We start from the raw sequence: 19,856 nt of genomic DNA on the forward strand, positions 1-19,856 counted from the left end.
CCCATGTCCGCCATCACACCCAACGCCTCGCCGCTGGCCCGCCTGCGTTCGCTGACCGGCCCGCGCCGCATCTTCACGCACACCCTGCTGATCGGGGTGGCCGTCGTGATGCTCTACCCGCTGCTGTGGATGCTGAGCAGTTCGCTCAAGCCCGACACCGAGATCTTCACCCACCCCGGCCTGATCCCCAACGAACTGCGCCCGGAGAACTACTCCGAGGGCTGGAGCGGCTCCGGCAACTCCTTCTCCCTCTACATCACCAACTCGCTGATCGTCACGATCGGCGCGGTGATCGGAAACGTCATCTCCTGCTCGCTGGCCGCCTACGCCTTCGCCCGCTTCGAGTTCCGCGGCAAGAAGATCTGGTTCGGCCTGATGCTCGGCACGCTGATGCTGCCCACCCAGGCGGTGCTGATCCCGCAGTACACGATCTTCTACAACCTGACCTGGATCAACACCTATCTGCCGCTGATCGTGCCGAAGTTCCTCGCGGTGGACGCCTTCTTCATCTTCCTGATGGTCCAGTTCATCCGCTCCATCCCGCGCGAGCTGGACCAGGCGGCGATGATGGACGGCGCCAACCCCCTGCAGATCTACTGGAAGATCATCCTGCCGCTGATGAAGCCGGCCCTGATCACCACCACGATCTTCACCTTCATCTGGACCTACGACGACTTCCTGCACCAGCTCGTCTACCTCCAGCAGAACGAGAAGTTCACCGTGCCCCTCGGTCTCACCCTGTTCCTCGACCAGACCAGCGGCTCCTCCTACGGCGCCATGTTCGCGATGTCGACCCTCGCCCTGCTGCCCACCCTCATCTGCTTCCTGATCTTCCAGAAGCGGCTGGTCGAGGGCATGGCGACCTCGGGCATGAAGGGCTGAGCACCGTATGTTCCTTCCGCACCAGCGCGGCCCGCTGCACGACCTGCCGGACACTCCCGAGGCCTACGACGAGGTCCTCGGCGACATCACCGAGCAGGCCCTGGCCCGCCTCACCCCCGAGGGCAGCCTCGAACACCCCGACGCCCTCGACGACATCGGCGACACCTCGCTCGGCGTCACCTCCCTGCTGGCCCTCGCACACCGGCGCACCAAGGACCCCCGGCTGCCGGAGCCGGTACTGCGCGGCGTCCGCTTCCACCTGCGCGAGCGCGTGTACACCGAGGACAACCCCGGCTACCCCAACCTCAAGGTGCGCGACTCGGGCCTCCCGTACGCCCGTTACGTCCTGGAGCCCGGCGCGCACCCGATCGGCGACTGGCCGAGCACGGTGTGGGCGCTGCTCCAGCTCGTCAACGTCCTCGACACCGCCGAGGACCTGCTCGACGACGCCCTGCGCACCGAACTCGTCGAGCTGGGCCACGGCTACTGGCGGTGGCTGACGGAGGCGACCTTCTTCAACCCGCAGGAGGCCGGCAACCAGGCCATCGGCGCCGTCGTCGGCGGCCTCATGCTCGCCGGGCACCTGGACGGCGGGCGCGCCGCGGAGGTGCGCGGCCGGGCGCTGCGCCTGTACGAGGAGGAGATCCGCGCCCACCGGGTCCGCGACCGGGGCGCGCTGCTGCCCCCCGAGCACGGCGGCGCGTACGACAACAACTACGGCCCGATCTCCCTGTCCTTCCTCGCGCAGGCCCACCGGGTCAGCGGCGAGCCGGTCTTCGCCGAGGACGGCGATACCCTCGCCCGCTACCTCGACGCCCGGCTGACCGCGGGCGGCTTCGACATCGGCGGCCCGCGCTACAGCGAACAGCACTCCGGCTTCGAGGCGGTCCTGGGCCTGCGCTACTTCGGCAGGCGCGTCGGCGCGGACCTGGGGCGCTACCGGGGGGACAGCCGCTGGGGCCGGTACGCGGTGAAGCCGGACGGCGGGATCGACGGGCACTTCGCGTTCATGCTGGTGTGGCAGATCCAGGACACCACGCCCTGGCACCGCGCCCCCTCCCGGGCGGCCCACCGGCACCAACTGCGCGCGGACGGCGTCTCGGTGGCCTTCGACAGCCGGATGACCCCGTCACTGATCGAGGCGGCCGGGACCTACTACCTGCCCGCGGCGGTCGGCCGCCAGCACGGTATCGGCCCGGTCGTCGACGGCTTCCTGCTGTGCCGCCCCATGGGCGTGGTCCGGGTGCGCGACGCCCGCACCGCGGGCCTGGCGGCGAAGCTCGTCACCAAGCCGGTCGTCGGCCGCGACCATGTGCTGCGCCAGGTGCGCTCGCTGTACGTCACGGACGGCACCTGTCTGTGGCTGACCGTGGCCGTGGAACGCCTGCCCGGTGAGCCGTACCTGCTCGCCGGGTTCCCGTACGCGGCCGACGACGGCGACCGCGTACGCAGGACCGCCGCCCACCGGGTGACGGCGGCGGGCGGACTCCGGCTGACCCACCCCGAGTCCGACACTCCGGACCACTTCGACACCCGCGCCGAACGCACCCAGGAACAGGCGGCCTTCGCCCTCGCTGCGGACCCGCGCGGCTACGGCAGCCCCGACGAGGGCTGGAGCCATCTGCTCGCCTCCAGCGCCCTGGAGGCCGAACCCGCGCCCGACGCGCCCACCGGTCTGCACGTGTTCGCGGTGCGCTACGGCGGAACCGGCCCGCTCACCGTCCGCTTCGAGCGGACGGAAGCCGGACTGACCGTACGCACACCGGAGTTCACGGCGCTGCTCGGCGACCCGGCGGGCGACGCCGCCGGGGAACCGGAGCTGACGCTCACGCCTCCAGCACCCGGCGCTTCTGCTCCTCGAACTCCGCCTCGCTGAGCACGCCCTGCGCCTTGAGGTCGCCGAGCTGCTTGAGCTGCTCGATCTTGTCGGTCATGTCGGGGGCCGCCGGGGGCGCGGCCGGTGCGGCGTACGAGGCCGGCGGGGGAGCGGGCGGTTCGGCGTACTGGGCTTCCTGTGCCGCCCAGCGTCCCGCCTGGCGGCGGCTGACCCGGTTGGAGACCGCGGTCGCCGTTCCGGCCACCACGGCGGTGCGCGCCATTCCGCGGAGAAGACCTGGCATGACTGATCCCTTTCGGTTCAGGAGGCGTCTTCGGTCGCGTCGAGGGCCGCGACCAGGGCGGGCACCGGGATCCGTCCCGAGGCGACGAGCTGGGCGCCGCTGCGGCGCAGGGCGGCGGCGAAGGGCGCGGCCCACCGGTTCTCGTAGACGAGGATGCCCGCGCTGCTGCCCGGCTGCAGCGCGCTCGCCGCCTCCTCCAGGTCGTCCTGGCCGAGAAGCCCGGACGAGGCGCCCTCGAAGACGGCCAGATCCAGCGCGCCGTCCCCGGTGAGGTCGGCGATCTCCATACCGCTGACCGTGCCGTCCTCCTCCTTGCGGACGAACATCAGATCCAGGATCCGGATGATGCCGCGGTCCACCAGGTCGACCAGGAGCGGGAAGTTCTCACCCGTCATCCGGTTGCCGGGGAACTCGACGACCAGGTAGTCGATCGGGCCCACGTCTTCGAGTTCGTCGCTCACGGTGCCACTCCCGGTGCTCACGTATGCCCCCCGTGACGCCCCCTCGACTCAATTGCAGCACCGGCCCGGGATCGACGCACTTCGGCCGGGGGAGGTCACACGGGCCGCGGCACGGCCGTCGCCGGGACGACGAGATCGGCGCGCCCGCGGGTGGCGGCCACCAGATCGGCGTTGCGCTGGTCCGTGCCGAGCGACCAGGCCAGCGCCGCCTCGGGGCTCTTGCCGAACTGCTCGTGCCGGGCGACCAGGCGACGGATCCGTTCCTCCTCCGGCAGCTCGCAGAACCACACCTCGTCCAGCGCGGCCCGTACCCGCGCCCAGGCGCCCGTGTCCAGCAGCAGATAGTTGCCCTCGGTCACCACCAGGCGGGCCGCCGGGGGCACCGGGATCGCGCCCGCGAGGGGCTGCTCCAGCTCCCGTTCGAAGCCCGGCGCGTAGACCACCTCCCCGTCCGGCTCCTCGCGCAGCCGGCGCAGCAGCGCCGCGTACCCGGCCGCGTCGAAGGTGTCCGGGGCACCCTTGCGGTCGCGGCGGCCCAGCCGGTCCAGCTCGGCGTCGGCCAGGTGGAAGCCGTCCATGGGGACGTGGGCGGCGAAGGGCCAGCCGTCCGCGTTCAGCTCCCGTACCAGCTGCTCGGCGAGGGTGGACTTGCCCGCGCCCGGGCTGCCCGCGATGCCGAGGAGCGCGCGCTGTCCCGAGGCGGTGAGGGCGCGGGCACGGGCCAGGAGGTCGTCGAATGTCCGGGGCACGGCCAGAGTCTTTCATCCGGCCGCGCCCGCATGTTCCGGGCCTGCGGGGAAGCCGTGCGGGCACCGGTGCGCCGCCCGTCAGGCAGGTGGCCGAACACGACACTGCGCCCTTCTCCGAACCACGTTAGTTTGTCCCTGTTTTATCCGTTTCCGGGCACGGGTGGACCTTCCAGGCAGGGGTGGACGATGTCCCACGGCACGAACGCCACGCTCGTAGGCGCGGGGCGGCACGATGCGGCGGCCGCCCCGGCAAGGTCCGGCCTGATGCGCGGGAACACGCCGCTCGCCCTGGTCGCGGGCGCCTTCACCGCCGCGCAACTGCTGCTCGTACGGCCGGACATGGGGCTCGGCTGGGACGAGACGGTCTACGTCAGCCAGGTGAGCGACCGGGCCCCGGCCGCCTTCTTCAGCGCGCCGCGCGCCCGCGGGATCTCCCTGCTCGTGGCACCGGTGACGCTCTGGTCGTCCTCCACCGGCCTGCTGCGCGTCTTCCTCGCCGTCCTCTCCGGCCTCGCCCTCTTCCTCGCCCTGCGCGCCTGGCGGGGCCTGTTCCCGACCTTGGTACTGGCCGGGGGAGGAGCCCTGTTCGCCACCCTGTGGGTGACCCTCTACTACGGCCCGCAGGCCATGCCCAACCTCTGGGTCGCCCTCGGCGCCCTGCTCACGGTCGGCTGCTTCCTGCGCGCCCGCCTGGACCGGCGGGCCCTGTGGGGCACGGCCCTCGGCGCCGCCCTCATGGCGCTGATGCGCCCGACGGACGCCGTGTACGTCGCCCTGCCCCTGCTGGCCGTCGCTCTCGCTGGACGGCACTGGCGGCTCGGCCTCGTCACCTCGGCGGGCCTGCTGGCCGGAGCCCTCCCCTGGGTCGTGGAGGCGTACACCTCCTACGGCGGGCTGCGCGAGAGGCTCAACGAGGCGTCGCGCGTGCAGGGCGGGCTGGGCTGGAACATCGCCGTCGACGACCAGATGCGCAGCATGGCCGGGCGGACCCTGTGCCGGCCGTGCACCGGATCCATGCCCGAGCCGGTGCTGATGGTGTGGTGGTTCACGCTCCCGCTGCTGGCGCTGCTCGGGCTGGCCGTCGCGGTACGCGCCCGGCGCACCGCCCGCACCCTGATCCCGCTGGCCTGCGCCGCCACGGCCGCCTTCCCGTACCTGTTCCTCATCGGCTACGCGGCCCCCCGCTTCCTGACCCCCGCCTACGCGCTGCTCGCCGTGCCGATCGCCGACGGGCTGCGGCACCTGGTCAGGACCCCGGCCGGACGGTGGCGGCCGCTCGCCACCGGCGTGCTCGCGGTCGCGCTGGCCGGACATCTCGCCGTGCAGTACGCCGTCCTGGACCGCATGGTCGACCGCACCGTCGCCCACCACGGCTCCTGGGCCCGCAACGTCGCGACGATGCGCTCCCTCGGCGTCCGCCCGCCCTGTCTGCTCACCGGTCACGAGGCGATCCCGGTCGCCTACTACGCGGGCTGCGCCTCGGGCGCCGTCCGGGGCAACAACGCCAACACCACACGCGCGGAGATCCTGCGCACCGCCCGCCGGGAACCGGTCGCCGTACTCAGCGTGCCCGGCGCCGCGCCGCCCTCCTACGCGCGCGACTGGCCACTGCACCGCCTCGACAACATGGACGTCCGTATCGCGCCCGCCCCGCGCGACGGCGGGGCCGCATGACGCCCGGGCAATTCGTCGCCACCCCCACCCCCACCCGAAGACGGGGCGCCTACTGGCACACCGCCCTCGCCGTCGCCGTCCTCGTCGCCGCCGGGTGGCTGGCCCGGCGGCACTGGCCGGTGCTGGAGTCCGGCGCCGTCCGGCTCGCCGTCGCCGACCAGGGCCGGCTGCTGCTGGCGGGCACGGCGGCGATCGGCACCTGGCTGTGCGCGTCGCTCGCCCAGCAGGGCGCGGTGCCCGAACGGCTGCCCCGAGGGCGGCTCGTCGCCGCCCAGTTCGCCGCCTCCGCCGCCAACCACGTCCTGCCCGTCGGACTCGGCGCGGGCGTGGTGAACCTGCGGTTCCTGATGCGCTGCGGCCTTCCGGCGGCCCGCGCGGCCACCGCGGTCGCGGCCAAGGGCACCGCCGGAGTCCTGGTCCGCGCGGTCCTCATCGCCTGCCTCGCCGTCGCCTGCCCCGGCGTCCTCGACCTCCCGCGCCACGCACCCGGACCGACCGCCGTGCTGCTCACCGCACTCGCCGTGGCGACGGTGACCGCGCTGCTCGCCGGGCCGCTGCGGCAGCGGTGCCGCGGGGTCTGCCGCACCGCCCTCGCCGACCTGCGCGCCGTGCACACCCGGCCGCTGCGGGCGGCGGCCCTGTGGGGCGGTTCGCTCGCCTTCGTCGCACTGCACTGCCTGGTCCTCGTCGCCGTCACCCAGGCCGTCGCCCTGCCCCTGCCCCCGCTGAAGGTCGCCCTGCTCTACCTGGCCGCCAGCAGTGCCGCCGCCCTGCTGCCCACCCCGGGCGGCCTGGGCTCCCTGGACGCGGCCCTCGCCCTGGCCCTGGCCGCGTCGGGGGCGCCCGCCGCGTCGGCGGCCTCGGCGGTGCTCGGATACCGGCTGCTGACGGTGTGGCTGCCTCTGGTGCCCGGGTTGCTGGTGCTGGGAGTGCTGATCCGGCGCAAGGCGCTGTGACGCTGCCGGGGACGGCCGGTCCGGCGCAAGGCGCTGTGACGCTGCCGGGGACGGCCGGTCCGGCGCGCGGCTCTGTGATCCGAACGGAGTTTCCCGTGTCCCCGCGTCTGGTAGGACTTCGGGTGTCGGACGGCGGACGAGGGGGAGGGCCATGACGCAGGACGAGTACGGTGGGCGACTGGGCGAGGAGTTCTTCACACCGGGGTCCTCCTCATTCACGGAGTTCCTCGCGGCCCACCGGCCGGACCTGCTCAGCACGCGCCGCGTCCTGCCGGCCGGCATGCTCGCCGACCCGGACCGGGTGCCGCACGGCACCACCGTGCTCGCCCTCACCTTCCGGGACGGCGTGCTCATCGCCGGGGACCGCCGGGCCACCATGGGAAACCTCATCGCCCAGCGCGACCTGGAGAAGGTGCACCCGGCCGATGACTACACCGCCGTCGCCTTCGCCGGAACCGTCGGCCTCGCCGTGGACATGGTGAAGCTGTACCAGGTGGAGCTGACCCACTTCGAGAAGATCGAGGGCGTCCCGATGACCCTCGGCGCCAAGGCCCGCCGCCTGGCGAGCATGATCCGCGAGAACCTCGGCCAGGCCATGCAGGGCCTGGCGGTCGTCCCGCTGCTCACCGGCTACGACCCGGCCCGGCCCGAGGGCGAACGGGGCCGCATCTTCGCCTTCGACATCGGCGGAGGCCTGTACGAGAAGACGGACTTCTACGCCGAGGGGTCCGGGTCCCCGTATGCCCGCGGCGCGTTGAAGAAGCTGTTCCACCGGGGCATGTCCCGCCGCGAGGCGGCCCTCGCCGCGCTCCAGGCGCTCTACGACGCCGCCGACGACGACTCCGCCACCGGCGGCCCGGACCTCGGCCGCCGGATCTTCCCGATCGTCTCCGTCATCACCGAGGACGGCTTCGAGCGGCTCTCCGAGGCCGAGACCGAGCAGCTGAGCCGGGAGCTGGTCGAGGCCCGCCGCGACCGCCCGGACGGCCCCGTCGCCACCCCTTGACCTGGGCGTACCCGGTCGGGTGGTTGACCGGCGCGGAACGGGAAACGCGGTGCGTGAGGCGGCGGACCGGCCGCGCCCGGAGACGAGGGAGACCGTGATGGCCCCGGACCCCAGCACCCCCGAGCCGATGGCGGACGACACCTACCAACCCACCGGCGGCAACGAGGAGCAGGAGGACGCCACGCCCCTCGACCCCGAGAACACCGTCGGTGAACCGTCCTACGACGATGTCCTCGACGCGGGCTACTCCCCGCCCGAGCATCCCCTCGGCGTCACCGAGTACGGCACGACCGCCGCCGAGCAGCACCAGGGCGAGAGCCTGGACGAACGGCTCGCCCGGGAGGCCCCGGAGGGATCGGGCGCCGTCGAGGAGGACGAGACCGGATCCGCCGAGGAGGCCGCCGTCCACATCGTGGGCGAGGGAACCGCCTGACCGGGGCGAGGCGGTCCCCTTCACCGGGCACGGCCCGCTAGTCGGTCATCCGGTCCACCTGGCGGAGCCGGTTGGTGGCGTCCAGCGCGGCCACCTTGTAGGACTCCGCGAGCGTCGGGTAGTTGAACACCGCGTCGACGAGATAGTCGACCGTTCCCCCGCACCCCATCACCGACTGGCCGATGTGGATCAGCTCGGTCGCGCCCGAGCCGAAGCAGTGCACGCCGAGCAGGGTGCGGTCCTCGGTCGACACCAGCAGCTTCAGCATGCCGTGCGAGTCACCGATGATCTGCCCGCGGGCCAGCTCCCGGTAGCGGGAGATGCCCACCTCGAACGGCACCCGCTCCTCGGTGAGCTGGTCCTCGGTACGGCCGACGAAGCTGATCTCCGGGATGGTGTAGATACCGATCGGCTGGAGGTGGTGCATCCGGCCGACCGGCTCCCCGAAGGCGTGGTACGCCGCCGTGCGGCCCTGCTCCATGGAGGTCGCGGCCAGGGCCGGGAAGCCGATCACATCGCCCACCGCGTAGATGTGCGGCACCTCGGTGCGGTAGTGCTCGTCGACCGAGATCCGGCCGCGCGGGTCGGCGGACAACCCGGCCTTGTCCAGATCGAGTTCGTCGGTCAGGCCCTGCCGCCCCGCCGAGTACATCACCGCGTCGGCCGGGATCTTCTTGCCGCTCTCCAGCACGGTCACCGTGCCCCGCGGATGCCGCTCGACCGCCGCGACGGTCTCCCCGAACCGGAACGTCACCGCCAGGTCCCGCAGGTGGTACTTGAGGGACTCCACGATCTCGACGTCGCACATGTCGAGCATCCCGGCACGCTTCTCCACCACCGTGACCCGGCTGCCGAGCGCGGCGAACATGGAGGCGTACTCCATGCCGATGACCCCCGCGCCGACGATGACCATCGAACGCGGCACCCGCTCCAGGGTGAGCACATTGTCCGAGTCCATGATCGTCCGCCCGTCGAACTCCACGCTGGAGGGCCGCGCGGGCCGGGTGCCGGTGGCGATCACGATGTGCTCGGCGGTCAGCAGCCGTTCCTGTCCGGTGACCTCGCGCACGGCGACGGTGTGGTCGTCCACGAACCGTCCGGTCCCGGCGTACAGGGCGACCTGGTTGCGGGAGAGCTGGCTGCGGATGACGTCGACCTCGCGGCCCACCACGTGCTGGGTGCGCGAGATCAGGTCGGCGACGGTGATGTCCTCCTTGACGCGGTAACTCTGGCCGTACAGGTCGCGTTGGGTGAGACCGGTGAGGTACAGCACCGCCTCGCGCAGGGTCTTGGACGGGATGGTGCCGGTGTGGATGGAGACCCCGCCCACCATGTCGGGGCGGTCGATGACGGCGACCCGGCGGCCCAGTTTGGCCGCGGCGATGGCGGCCTTCTGGCCGCCCGGTCCGGATCCGAGGACGAGCATGTCGAAGTCGGGCATCCTCCGGAGTCTGGCAGCTCCAAGACCGTTTCCGGAAGGGCGGACCGCAATCCGAACCCGCCCGGCCGGACGGCCGGTTGATCAAGAGCCGCCCTCGACAGGGCGTTCGGCCTCGCGCGGCGGGACAATGCGGCTATGGGCGCACGACTGGGTGACGCCGGCGGACCCGCCCGGCCACCCGTGTCCGACGAGGCCATCGGCCGGGACGAACTGGCGCTCGCCACACGGAACCACGGCCTGCCGCTGGAGGCCCTGCGCTACGACCTCACCCCGCCCGGCCTGCACTACGTCCTGACCCACTACGACATCCCGTACGTCCCCGACACCTCCTCCTGGCAGCTCACCCTGAACGGCCGCGTCCGCCGCCCGCTCCGCCTGGACCTCGCCGACCTGCGGGCGTTCCCCCAGGTCACCACGCGGGTCACGCTGGAGTGCGCGGGCAACGGCCGGGCCCTGCTCAGCCCCCGCCCGGTCAGCCAGCCCTGGCTGGTCGAGGCCGTCGGCACCGCCGAGTGGACCGGCGTACCCCTGCGGCTGCTGCTGGAGCGGGCCGGGGTGGCGGGCGACGCGGCCGAGGTCGTCTTCACCGGCGCCGACCACGGCGTGGAGCGGGGAGTCGAACAGGACTACCGGCGCGCCCTGCCCCTGGACGTGGCCCTCGGCGACGAGCCGGACGTCCTCGTCGTCCACGCGATGAACGGCGCCCCGCTGGCCCCGCAGCACGGCCGGCCGCTGCGCCTGGTGGTCCCCGGCTGGTACGGCATGGCCCAGGTGAAGTGGCTGCGGGAGATCACGGTCGTCGACGAGCCGTTCACCGGGTTCCAGCAGACCGTCGCCTACCGCCTCCGGCAGCAGCCCGAGGAGGCGGGGGAGCCCGTCACCCGGATCCTGCCCAGGGCGCTGCTCGTGCCGCCCGGCTTCCCGGACTTCATGTCCCGCACCCGCGTGGTCGCGCCGGGACCGCTGACCCTGGAGGGCCGCGCCTGGTCGGGGCACGCGCCGGTGACCCGGGTCGAGGTCAGCGCCGACGACGGGCGCACCTGGCGGCAGGCGGAACTGGCGCCCGACGGCGGACATCCGTGGGCGTGGCGGCGCTGGCGGTCACCGTGGACCGCGACACCGGGTGAGCATGTGCTGAGCGCGCGGGCCACCGACGCCGAAGGGCACACCCAGCCCCTCACGGCGCGCTGGAACCGCGGCGGATTCGCCAACAACCAGGTCCAGCGGGTCCGGGTGGTGTGCCCGGACCCGGCGGACAACGGGTGAGCGGCGGTCCGGCCGCTCAGGGGAGCATCTTGTCGAGGGCCGCGGGTCCCTCCGCCTCCAGCTTCCGCTTGGCCCATTCCAGACTGCGCGGGGTGATGTCCTTGCCCGAGGCAAGGACCAGGTCCTCCGGCGACACCTCGGTGCCGGTGCGGGTGTGGAGCAGGTCGTCCGGAGTGGCGCGCTCCTCGGACGGCCCGGACGCGGGCTGTGACGTCGGCATCATCTTGCTCCTCGTCGGATCCGGATCGCTTCCTATCACCATTCAACGCCTCGGCCCGGCGTGCATCCGGAGGGGGCTTCCGCGGGCGGGCGCACGGAGCGGCCCGAACTGAAAGTGCCGCGTTGATCGCGGCGTCGTCTAATGGGAACTGTCACGTCTCGGGCCGGACAGAAAAGACCAGGGCCATGCCAGAGGCCAGCGTCAACCAGGGGGAACAGGGCGGGAAGACGCCTCGCAAGGGGCTGTTGCGCAGGCTCGGGGAGGGCTGCGCACGCCACTTCGTGATCGTCATCGTCGCCTGGCTGGTGGCGCTCGCCGCCCTCCAGACGCTGAACCATCTCAACGGCGGCGAGTACTCCGACAACTTCACGCTCTCCCAGTCGCAGTCCCAGAAGGGCCAGGACGTGCTCAAGAAGCACGATCCGCAGGCCGGGGGCTACAGCAGCCAGATCGTGGTGCACGACGCGCAGAAATCCCTGACGTCGCTGGACTCGCAGATGTCCACCACCGTCAGTGACCTGGGCAAGCTGCCGCACGTCCTGTCGGTCCAGAACCCGCTCAGCGCGCCCCCGCCCAAGAGCGGCCAGCCCGACTTCGGACCTGTGTCCACCGACGGCAAGACCGCCTACATCACCGTCCGCTTCAATGTGCAGCCCTCAACCCTCGGGGACAGCTACCTCGACGGCGTCGACGACGCGGTGCAGCCCCTGCGCTCGGCCGGTGCCGAGGTCGAGTACGGCGGCCCGCTCGGCGAACTGGCCCGGCCCGCGCCGGACGACCGGGTGAGCGAAGCGATCGGCTTCGGGGTGGCGATCGTGGTCCTGCTGATCGGTTTCGGCAGTGTGATCGCCGCCGTGCTCCCCCTGGTCACCGCGCTGATCAGTGTGATCGGAGGCCTGGCCATCCTGGGCCTGCTCGCCGCCGCGTTCACCTTCGCCACCGTCTCCCCGACCCTGGCCACGATGATCGGTATCGGCGTCGGTATCGACTACGCACTGTTCCTGATCACCCGTCACCGGCAGAACCTCATGGACGGCGCCGACCCGGTCGCCGCTGCCGGACAGGCTGCCGCCACCAGCGGGCGGGCCGTCCTGGTCTCCGGCTGCACGGTGATCGTCGCGCTGGCGGGCCTGTCCGCGTCCGGGGTGTCCTTCATCAGCAAACTCGGCCTCGCCGCCGCGGTGACCGTGGTCTCCGCGGTCCTGGGCGCCCTGACCCTGGTCCCCGCCCTGCTCGGGCTGATCGGCAAGCGCATCGACCGCTACCGGGTGCGCAAACCGGTCGCCGAGACCGACGCCGAACCGGGCGCCACCCCGCACGGCACCTGGCACCGCTACGCCCAGCGCGTCGCCCGGCGCCCGCTGACCTACCTCAGCGCCGGTCTCGTCACCGTCGCCGTCCTCGCCATCCCGGTCTTCTCCATGCAGCTCGGTCACATCGGTGACGGGGCCGACCCCACCTCCTTCACCGACCGGCGCGCCTACGACCTGATGACCGACGCCTTCGGCCCCGGTTCCAACGGTCCGCTCACCGTTGTCGTGGACCAGACCGAGGTACCGCAGTCCCAGCGCTCCGACCTCTCCTCGAAGGTGCAGAAGAGCCTCGGCGACGTCTCCGGGGCCGCCTTCGCCACCCCGCTCACGACCACTCAGGACGGGGACGTCCTGATCTCCACCGTCTACTCCAAGACGTCCCCGCAGGACGCCAGCACCACCGACCTGACCAACCGGCTGGTCGACGACACCCTGCCCGACGCGGTCTCCGGCACCGACGCCAAGGGCTATGTCACCGGCACCACCGCGGCCCAGGTCGACTTCCGCGACCTGGTGGCCGAACGGCTGCCGCTGATCATCGCGGTGGTCGTCGCGCTGGCCTTCCTGATCATCCTGGCCGTCTTCCGCGGCCTGCTCGTCGCGGTGAAGGCGGCCGTCCTCAACGTCCTGTCGATCGCCGCCTCCTACGGCGTCGTCGTCGCCGTCTTCCAGTGGGGCTGGGGAGGGCCCGCGCTGGGCGTCAACGGCAAGGTGCCGATCGAGAGCTATGTGCCGATGATGATGTTCGCGATCATCTTCGGGCTGAGCATGGACTACGAGATCTTCCTCCTCTCCCGCGTCCACGAGGCGTGGCTGCGCACCAAGGACGCGAAGGCGTCGGTGGCGCACGCGCTGGAGATCACCGCCCGGGTGATCACATGTGCCGCGCTGATCATGGTGAGCGTCTTCGCCGCCTTCATCATCAGCGACAACATCGTGGTCAAGATGCTCGGACTGGGCCTCGCGGTGAGCGTGTTGATCGACGCGACCGTGGTCCGGCTGCTCATGGTCCCCGCGGTCATGACCCTGCTGGGTCCGCACGCGTGGTGGACACCCCGATGGCTGGACAGGATCCTTCCGCACATCGACGCGGAGGGGGAGCACGAGCAGCCGGCGACGGCCGTCAGTCCTCGAAAGGCGTGAGCGTCAGCCGTATCCCGGTCGGCGCGGTGTCCTGGATGAAGGAGGCGAAGTCGGCGACGTCGTCGAAGGCGAAGCCGTACGCCCGGCCGTCCTCGGTCGCCGCGTGCACGGCGGCGGAGTAGTGGTTGGTGAGGGCGTTCTTGTAGAACTCGTCCGGTTCGGTGGTCGGCTGGGACGGGTGCGAGATCAGCGTGGAGCGGTTGAACCCGGCGCCGAGGATCGCGGCCACCGGGCCGGTGGTGCCGTCGTTCGGCGCGGCGAGCGTGCCGTCGCAGAACAGCACGTCCCGGGTCGAGGGCCGGGCGAAGGACACCTCGGCGGGCCCGGAGAAGCTCAGCCGGTCACCGCGTACGCGGCCGGTGAACTCGCCCGCGTTGGTCTTCACGACCAGATCGCGTCCGGTGTAGGTGCTCCACACCTCGTCGATGTACGGCGCCAGATACTCCTTCGGGAACAGCCCGGCGTCCAGCCCGTGCCCGGGCGCCAGCACCCGGGTGTCGTCCACCACCAGCTTCGCGAACTCCTCCTGCTCCCGTACGGCCGCGAAGACGGACGCCCGGCCGCCCTTGCGCAGGGTGCCCGTGGTCTGGTCGCGTTCGCCGGTCAGCCGGATGCTCAGCGGCACGCTGAACATGTCGACCATGGTGGTGTTGCAGAACATGCCGGCGGAGTTGTAGGTGAACTCGGCGCAGTCGTGCAGCACCTTGAAGTTGGGGTCCGAGGTCACCCAGCCCGCCGGGAACTGCAGGGCGGGGTTGCCGTTGCCGTCGGCGACCGCCTTGAACCTCAGCTTCTCGCCGAGCGCCACGTAGATCCGCCCGGACATGAACGGCAGCGACAGCCGGGTCTCGCCGCTGCCCGAGAGGCTGATGGCGTAGTCGGTGAAGCCGTCCGGGCCGTTGTCCGACAGGGAGATCGGCGCGAGCGTGCCGTCGGGGGTGAGCCGGACCTGGCGGCCGTCCTGGTTGCCGACGACGTAGACGTGGACGCTGCCGTTGCCGAACGAGCCGGAGTTGTTGACGATCGTCAGCGGCAGACTCCCGGCCGCCGCCTTGCTCCTGTCCGCGAGCGCGTGGGGAGCCAGAGCGGCCACGGCGGGCGCGGCGACGGCGGCGCCGCCGAGGGCGAAGAGCAGTTTGCGGCGGCCGAGTTGACGCTGGTGACGAGGTGCCATGTGGGGGACTCCAGTAGTGCGTGTGGGGTCGGCCGACCGTGGGCCCGGTGAGCAAGCCCACGGCCGGCCGCATCTGAGAGCGCTCTCAGGATGATCGGGTCCCCCACGGAAATCGAGCCTTCGGTCGCATCCGGCCATGATTTAAGGGCGAACTAAGGGGCTCTTAAGGAAGGTGTACAGCAGTGCGCCAAGGAGGTAGAGTCGCGATCTTCGGCCGGCGGAAGCCGCCCGGAGTCCCGTGAGGTGGTCGCACCATGACCCCCGACGCCATATCCGCCCAACTCCGCCTCGACCGCGCCCTGGACGCGCTGACGGTCACGTTCCGCGGCATGACCGCCCGGAGCGACGAGACCCAGTGCACCTGTCACTGGGGCGACGAGGAGGAGCTGGCACTGCTGAAGATCCCCGATGTGGAGCTGGATCCCGACCTGCTCCGGCGCACCTGGGACGCCCCCGACTGGGACGACCACGGTGCCGTGCTGCGGCGGATCCTGCCGCAGTTCGGGCGGGAGCTGGTCGCCGGACGGGTGGAGCCCCTGTTCGGCTTCGAAATGGTGGGCACCTCCTTCATGCGCGGCGAGTGGACCCAGTGGCCGAGGCAACAGAGCGACGCGGTATGGGAGTTCCTGCACGCCTGGTGGTCCCGCACCCTCCTGGACCCGGACCCCGCCGTGCCGGCGCACGAACTGCTGGCCCTCTGCGCGGAGGCGGCCGGCACCTTCACCCCGTGGCTGGACGTCTGGGAGACGCACCAGCACCCCGTCGCCGACCGGCACTTGGCGCTGACCGTCGAAGTCTGGGAGTACGAACTGCTCGGCGACGCCCTGCCCTTCAGTACCTGGCACGACGACGAGGACACCCTGCGCACCGAGCTGTCCACCTGGCTCGCCCGGTACGCACCGGCCCGCCTGCGCGCCTGTGGAGCCTCCGCGGAACTCCAGCACCGCGTCCGCCTGATCGGCCTCAGCGGCCCCGCCCGCTGGGAGGACCCGCACTACCCCGTCCGCGCCTACTGAGCCTCAGCTCAGCACCGTCTCCCAGGTGTCCACCGCGTACCGGAGTGTCATGCCGTTGCGCGCGTACAGGCCGGGCGCGCCCGTGGTGTTGCCGGTGTCCACGCCGAGACCCACGGTGTCCCGGCCGAGAGCGGCGTACGCGGCGAAGGCGTGCCGCAGCAGCAGGCCCCCGAGTCCCCGGGCGCGGGCCTCCCGCAGGACGCCGATGCTGCGGATCCAGCCCATGGACTCACGGTCGTTGCGGGACATGAGGAAGCCCGCGTCGCCCTGCTCCTCGGTGCTCGCGATCCACACCAGGGACCAGTCCAGCGTCTCGGCGTCCACGTCGTGCAGCCACTGCTCGTAGGGACGCGGCTGGAAGTCGAAGTGGTCGGCGAACGTGGCCTGGTACAGCGTGTGGACGCGCCTGCGGTCCGCCTCGTCGGCACACGCCCGCAGCCGTACTCCGGCCGGAGGCTCCGGGGCACGGTCGACGGCGGGGTCCACGGGGCGGTCCAGCACGTGGTAGCGGCGTACGACGGACCAGCCGCGCTCACGGATCAGCCCGGTGTCCAGGGTGGGCTCGGTGTGCAGATGGAGGTGGACCACGGCCCGGGACGCGCCGTTCTCCCGCGCCTTGGCCAGGGCGCGCGCCTCCAGTTCCGTGAACAGTCGCTGCCCGGCCTCCTGGTGGTCGGGCAGCACATAGTGGTCGGCGTCCAGGCGCTCGCCGCCCGACTCGTCCCACACCAGCGCGTAGGCCACCAGCCGGTCCCCGTCGAAGGCCAGCCAGGAGTCCCGCGCGAGGTCGACCTCGGGGTGCTTGAGGTCGGCCTCGACGGAGGTCGGATCGGTCTCCGGGCGGCCGGTCTCGAAGATGTCGACCTGGTTCAGCAGTTCGGTGACGGCGGGCGCGTCGGAGAGCCGGGCGGGGCGTATGACGTAGGACATGGGGTCAGGGTCGGGTGACCCCGGCGCCCCTCGCAAATGGTTATCGCTCAGGCGTCGGCGACGACCGTCCGCACCGGCGTACCCGCCTCCACCGTGCGGCTGACCGTGCAGAGCCGGTCGTGCGAGGACTTGATCGCACGGGGCAGGATGGCCCGGGCCCGGTCGCCGCCCGCGCCCTCCGGGAAGGCGACGGAGAAGGTGACCTCCAGGTCGGTCATCCGGTTGCCGTCCTCGTCGCTGATCTTGTGGCCGGTCACCGTGACGGTGAAGCGGTCCGGTTCGGCGTGCCGGCCGGTGGCGACGTCGACGTCGGCCATGGTGCAGCCGCCGATCGCCGCGAGCAGCAGCTCGACCGGGGTGAACCCGTCGCCCGCGGTGCCGAATGCGAGTCGGTCACCGCGCGCGTTGACCGCGGTGAAGTGTCCGGTGGCGGTGCGCTCGACGGAGACGGAGCGCAAGGTGGAGTCGGTCATGAGCCGACCCTAGCCTCCGCCCGGCCGCGGCACCGTCAACGCACCTGGTGGAAAAGCCCTGGACGCGTTCGCGGAAGATCCCCTACGGTGTGATCATCACGCCTTGAGACGACGGAAGGAGGCGAGTGCCGTGCAGTTCACCATTTCCAGCGCTCCCCTCACCGCTGTCCCGGCGTGCTTCGTGTGATCCGACCGGGAGCGCTCCACGCAGCTCGATCCCGGAGGAATCCACCCATGACCGATCTGGTCATCCGTACGCTCGACGAGAGCGACGCCCATCTCTTCGACGCCCTGCCCGACCCGCTGGGCGCCGCCGAAGCACACCGCACCACTGTGCACCGCCCCGACTGGAAGCGCGTGGCCCTGCGCGGCGGCGAGGTCGTCGCGCGCGGCGCCTGGTGGGGCGGCCCCGACGCCACCGAGCCGATGCTCGTCAACTGGTTCGACGTCGCCGAGGGGGAGGAGGAAGCGGGCGCCGAACTCCTGCGCTCCGCCCCCTGGCAGGTCGAGCTGGAGTTCAACCTGCCCGCCGGCTGGCGCGAGAAGCCCGACGTCCGCGCCGCCGCCGAGGCCTGCTTCGCCGCCGCCCGCGCCGCGGGCTACGAAACCCTGGTGGAGCGCTACATCTACCGCTGGACCCCCGACTGCGGGCTCCCCGAACGCCCCGGACGCCTCGTCTTCGAGGGGGAGCCCGACGACGCGGTCTTCTTCGACGCGCTGCGCCGCATCCACTCCGTCACCCTCGACGCCCACGCCCTCAAGGCGATCGAGCAGGGCGGGCTCGACCAGGCCGCCCAGGAGGAGCTGGACTTCTTCCACTGGTGCCCCTCCCCGCGCGAGTGGTGGCAGCTCGCGCGCACGCCCGAGGGCGACCTGGTGGGCATCCACATCCCGGCCCGCAACCAGAGCTCGGCCGTCATCGGCTTCATCGGCGTCGTGCCGGAGCACCGCGGCCGCGGCTACGCCTACGACCTGCTCGTGGAGTGCACCCGCTTCCTCGCCGAGCGGGGCGAGGAGTTCATCGGCGGCGCCACCGACCAGGGCAACTTCCCGATGGCCGCGAACTTCGCCAAGGCCAATCACCCCGTGGTCCGCGAGCGGATCGACTTCCACATCCCGGGCGTGACCGCGTAGGGCGGCCACTGTCAGTGCCGGGTGCGATGCTGACCGGGCACTGGCGGTGACGGCGTACGGAGGCACGGTGGGGTTCCAGGGAGAGGTGTGGCAGGTCCGCGGCGCGGACGGGCCGGTGGGGGAGATCCGCATCGAGGAGGCCGACTTCCCCTGGCTGCACGGGCACTTCACCCCCGGGCCCGGCTATGCCTCCGTACGTGAGTTGTTCGCACGCGAACTCGCCCTGCTGGACGGGATCGACGCGCACGTGGAGGAGTGGGAGGCGGTGTACGCGGAGATCGAGCGCCGGGTCTCCCTCTCCTCACCGGACGGGCCGGTCGCCGAGTTCCTGCTGCACATCGACGGCGACCGGGCCTGGTTCCGGTGGAGCGACGAACCCTTCGAGGACTGATTCAGCCCTCCAGCAGACCTTCTGCCTCGGCGAGGATCTCGGTGACCCGCAGTGCGAACGCCGCGTCGCACGGATGCGGACGCCCCGTGCGCACGGCGGTGATCAGGGCGTCCGCCGCCCGCTGGAACGCCGGTACGACACCCGGCGCGGCGGTCGGCAACCGGGTCACGCCGTGCTCGCCGCGCAGTTCCACGGCGGTCCCGGCGGCCTCGGCCGGGGCGGTCAGGCTCAGCGTCAGCGTGCTGGACGCGCCGTCGGTGTGCTCCAGGACCAGATGCGCGGTGTCCCGGGGGCCGGGCGCGGCGGCGGCCACCCGCCGCACCTCACCGAGCACCGGCAGCAGCACCGACAGGGCGTGCGGGCCCACGTCCCACAGCGCGCCCTTCTCCCGCCGCCACGGCGAGTTCGCGAACGGGCTGTCGCCGCCGCTGAACACCGAGCCCAGCCACTGCGCGTGGGCCGTGAACCAGCCTCCCGCCGCGGCCTGTTCGGTGATCCACTCCTCGGTCTCCGGCAGGAACCGGGTGGTGAAGAACACCACCGACGCCACCCCGGCGTCCGCGGCGGCCCCGGCCACCGCCCGCCCCTGCTCCACCGTCGTCGCCAGCGGCTTGTCCAGCAGCAGATGGCAACCGGCGCGCGCGGCCCGTACCGCAAGCTCCGCCTGCACCGACGGCGGCAGCGCCACGGCGACCGCGTCCACCTCGGCGAGCAGGGCGTCGATGTCGTCGTAGGCCCGGGCGCCGTGCCGTCCGGCGAGTTCCTTCGCCGCGTCCGCGCGGCGGCCCCACACGCCGACGAAGTCCACCTCGGGATGCTGTTCGAGGGCCGGGGCGTGGGCCATCTGCGCCCACGGGCCGGTGCCGAGCAGTCCGATGCGCATACCGTCGCCTCTCCACGCTGCCGTCACGGTTGTCGATCGAGCGTTTCACACCGACCCCGGGCCCGGGCAACCCGGGCCCCGGCGCGCCCGCGACCGCTCCACGAGACCGGTGACTTTGCCGGTCCCCGGGCCCGGACCACGCCCCCACAGTGGCACCGCCAACCACCGGAGGTGCCCGGCGGCGCGGTGTC

Annotated in this window: 19 protein-coding genes and 1 pseudogene; 11 read left to right on the top strand and 9 right to left on the bottom strand. The window is 72.1% G+C overall.

Annotation, left to right across the window (positions count from 1 at the left end; translation table 11 throughout):
* Positions 1-3 precede the first annotated feature (3 nt).
* Positions 4-882, top strand: a complete 879-nt coding sequence (locus GA0115233_RS21320; RefSeq protein ID WP_093721869.1) for a carbohydrate ABC transporter permease — start codon at positions 4-6, stop codon at positions 880-882.
* A 7-nt stretch (positions 883-889) separates the two neighbouring features.
* Positions 890-2,758, top strand: coding sequence for a hypothetical protein (locus tag GA0115233_RS21325; protein ID WP_093721870.1), 1,869 nt, complete (start codon positions 890-892; stop codon positions 2,756-2,758).
* On the opposite strand, the gene GA0115233_RS21330 is transcribed toward GA0115233_RS21325, so the two are convergent.
* The 3 genes from GA0115233_RS21330 to GA0115233_RS21340 form a co-directional block, all read right to left on the bottom strand.
* Positions 2,709-3,002, bottom strand: coding sequence for an SHOCT domain-containing protein (locus tag GA0115233_RS21330; RefSeq protein ID WP_093721871.1), 294 nt, complete (start codon positions 3,000-3,002; stop codon positions 2,709-2,711). The genes GA0115233_RS21325 and GA0115233_RS21330 overlap by 50 nt on opposite strands.
* Positions 3,003-3,019: 17 nt before the next feature.
* Complete coding sequence (locus tag GA0115233_RS21335; RefSeq protein ID WP_176711886.1) at positions 3,020-3,463, bottom strand: DUF6325 family protein; 444 nt, start codon at positions 3,461-3,463, stop codon at positions 3,020-3,022.
* Positions 3,464-3,558: 95 nt separating this feature from the next.
* Complete coding sequence (locus tag GA0115233_RS21340) at positions 3,559-4,212, bottom strand: nucleoside/nucleotide kinase family protein (RefSeq protein WP_093721872.1); 654 nt, start codon at positions 4,210-4,212, stop codon at positions 3,559-3,561.
* A 186-nt stretch (positions 4,213-4,398) separates the two neighbouring features.
* On the opposite strand from GA0115233_RS21340, the gene GA0115233_RS21345 reads away from it, so the two are divergent.
* The 4 genes and pseudogenes from GA0115233_RS21345 to GA0115233_RS21360 form a co-directional block, all read left to right on the top strand.
* The gene (locus GA0115233_RS21345) at positions 4,399-5,886 is read left to right on the top strand and encodes a hypothetical protein (protein WP_093721873.1); all 1,488 of its coding nucleotides are present in this window, start codon (positions 4,399-4,401) and stop codon (positions 5,884-5,886) included.
* Positions 5,883-6,842: a lysylphosphatidylglycerol synthase domain-containing protein gene (locus tag GA0115233_RS21350; RefSeq protein ID WP_093721874.1), complete on the top strand. Its 960-nt coding sequence runs from the start codon at positions 5,883-5,885 to the stop codon at positions 6,840-6,842. The genes GA0115233_RS21345 and GA0115233_RS21350 overlap by 4 nt, the downstream gene beginning before the upstream one ends.
* Positions 6,843-6,993: 151 nt before the next feature.
* Positions 6,994-7,848: a proteasome subunit beta gene (gene prcB / locus GA0115233_RS21355; RefSeq protein ID WP_093721875.1), complete on the top strand. Its 855-nt coding sequence runs from the start codon at positions 6,994-6,996 to the stop codon at positions 7,846-7,848.
* A gap of 97 nt (positions 7,849-7,945) precedes the next feature.
* A pseudogene (locus tag GA0115233_RS21360) lies at positions 7,946-8,200 on the top strand (hypothetical protein); the annotation flags it as partial.
* A gap of 118 nt (positions 8,201-8,318) precedes the next feature.
* Here GA0115233_RS21360 and sthA read toward each other — a convergent pair.
* Positions 8,319-9,722, bottom strand: coding sequence for a Si-specific NAD(P)(+) transhydrogenase (gene sthA, locus GA0115233_RS21365; protein WP_093721876.1), 1,404 nt, complete (start codon positions 9,720-9,722; stop codon positions 8,319-8,321).
* 135 nt (positions 9,723-9,857) lie between these two features.
* On the opposite strand from sthA, the gene GA0115233_RS21370 reads away from it, so the two are divergent.
* Positions 9,858-10,988: a sulfite oxidase gene (locus tag GA0115233_RS21370; RefSeq protein WP_093721877.1), complete on the top strand. Its 1,131-nt coding sequence runs from the start codon at positions 9,858-9,860 to the stop codon at positions 10,986-10,988.
* Positions 10,989-11,004: 16 nt separating this feature from the next.
* On the opposite strand, the gene GA0115233_RS21375 is transcribed toward GA0115233_RS21370, so the two are convergent.
* Positions 11,005-11,208, bottom strand: a complete 204-nt coding sequence (locus tag GA0115233_RS21375) for a hypothetical protein (RefSeq protein ID WP_093721905.1) — start codon at positions 11,206-11,208, stop codon at positions 11,005-11,007.
* 185 nt (positions 11,209-11,393) lie between these two features.
* Here GA0115233_RS21375 and GA0115233_RS21380 point away from each other — a divergent pair, with 185 nt between their 5' ends.
* A complete protein-coding gene (locus tag GA0115233_RS21380) occupies positions 11,394-13,664 on the top strand; it encodes an MMPL family transporter (RefSeq protein ID WP_093721878.1) in 2,271 nt (756 codons plus the stop codon).
* Here the strand turns inward: GA0115233_RS21380 and GA0115233_RS21385 are convergent.
* A complete protein-coding gene (locus GA0115233_RS21385; protein ID WP_093721879.1) occupies positions 13,645-14,838 on the bottom strand; it encodes a glycoside hydrolase family 64 protein in 1,194 nt (397 codons plus the stop codon). The two genes, GA0115233_RS21380 and GA0115233_RS21385, sit on opposite strands and share 20 nt — an antisense overlap.
* 254 nt (positions 14,839-15,092) lie before the next feature.
* On the opposite strand from GA0115233_RS21385, the gene GA0115233_RS21390 reads away from it, so the two are divergent.
* Positions 15,093-15,854: a hypothetical protein gene (locus GA0115233_RS21390; protein ID WP_093721880.1), complete on the top strand. Its 762-nt coding sequence runs from the start codon at positions 15,093-15,095 to the stop codon at positions 15,852-15,854.
* 3 nt (positions 15,855-15,857) lie between these two features.
* On the opposite strand, the gene GA0115233_RS21395 is transcribed toward GA0115233_RS21390, so the two are convergent.
* On the bottom strand, positions 15,858-16,784 hold the full coding sequence (locus tag GA0115233_RS21395) for a GNAT family N-acetyltransferase (protein ID WP_093721881.1): 927 nt from the start codon (positions 16,782-16,784) through the stop codon (positions 15,858-15,860).
* Positions 16,785-16,831: 47 nt separating this feature from the next.
* Positions 16,832-17,257, bottom strand: a complete 426-nt coding sequence (locus GA0115233_RS21400; protein ID WP_093721882.1) for an OsmC family protein — start codon at positions 17,255-17,257, stop codon at positions 16,832-16,834.
* A 234-nt stretch (positions 17,258-17,491) separates the two neighbouring features.
* On the opposite strand from GA0115233_RS21400, the gene GA0115233_RS21405 reads away from it, so the two are divergent.
* Entirely contained in the window at positions 17,492-18,391 is a 900-nt protein-coding gene (locus tag GA0115233_RS21405) for a GNAT family N-acetyltransferase (RefSeq protein ID WP_093721883.1), read from the top strand.
* A gap of 67 nt (positions 18,392-18,458) precedes the next feature.
* Positions 18,459-18,782: a hypothetical protein gene (locus tag GA0115233_RS21410; protein ID WP_093721884.1), complete on the top strand. Its 324-nt coding sequence runs from the start codon at positions 18,459-18,461 to the stop codon at positions 18,780-18,782.
* A 1-nt stretch (position 18,783) separates the two neighbouring features.
* Here the strand turns inward: GA0115233_RS21410 and GA0115233_RS21415 are convergent, their stop codons facing one another.
* Positions 18,784-19,665, bottom strand: coding sequence for a Gfo/Idh/MocA family protein (locus GA0115233_RS21415; protein ID WP_093721885.1), 882 nt, complete (start codon positions 19,663-19,665; stop codon positions 18,784-18,786).
* Between the last annotated feature and the right edge of the window lie 191 nt (positions 19,666-19,856).

The organism is Streptomyces sp. DI166, assembly GCF_900091315.1.
In the GTDB taxonomy this organism is placed as follows: domain Bacteria; phylum Actinomycetota; class Actinomycetes; order Streptomycetales; family Streptomycetaceae; genus Streptomyces; species Streptomyces fuscus.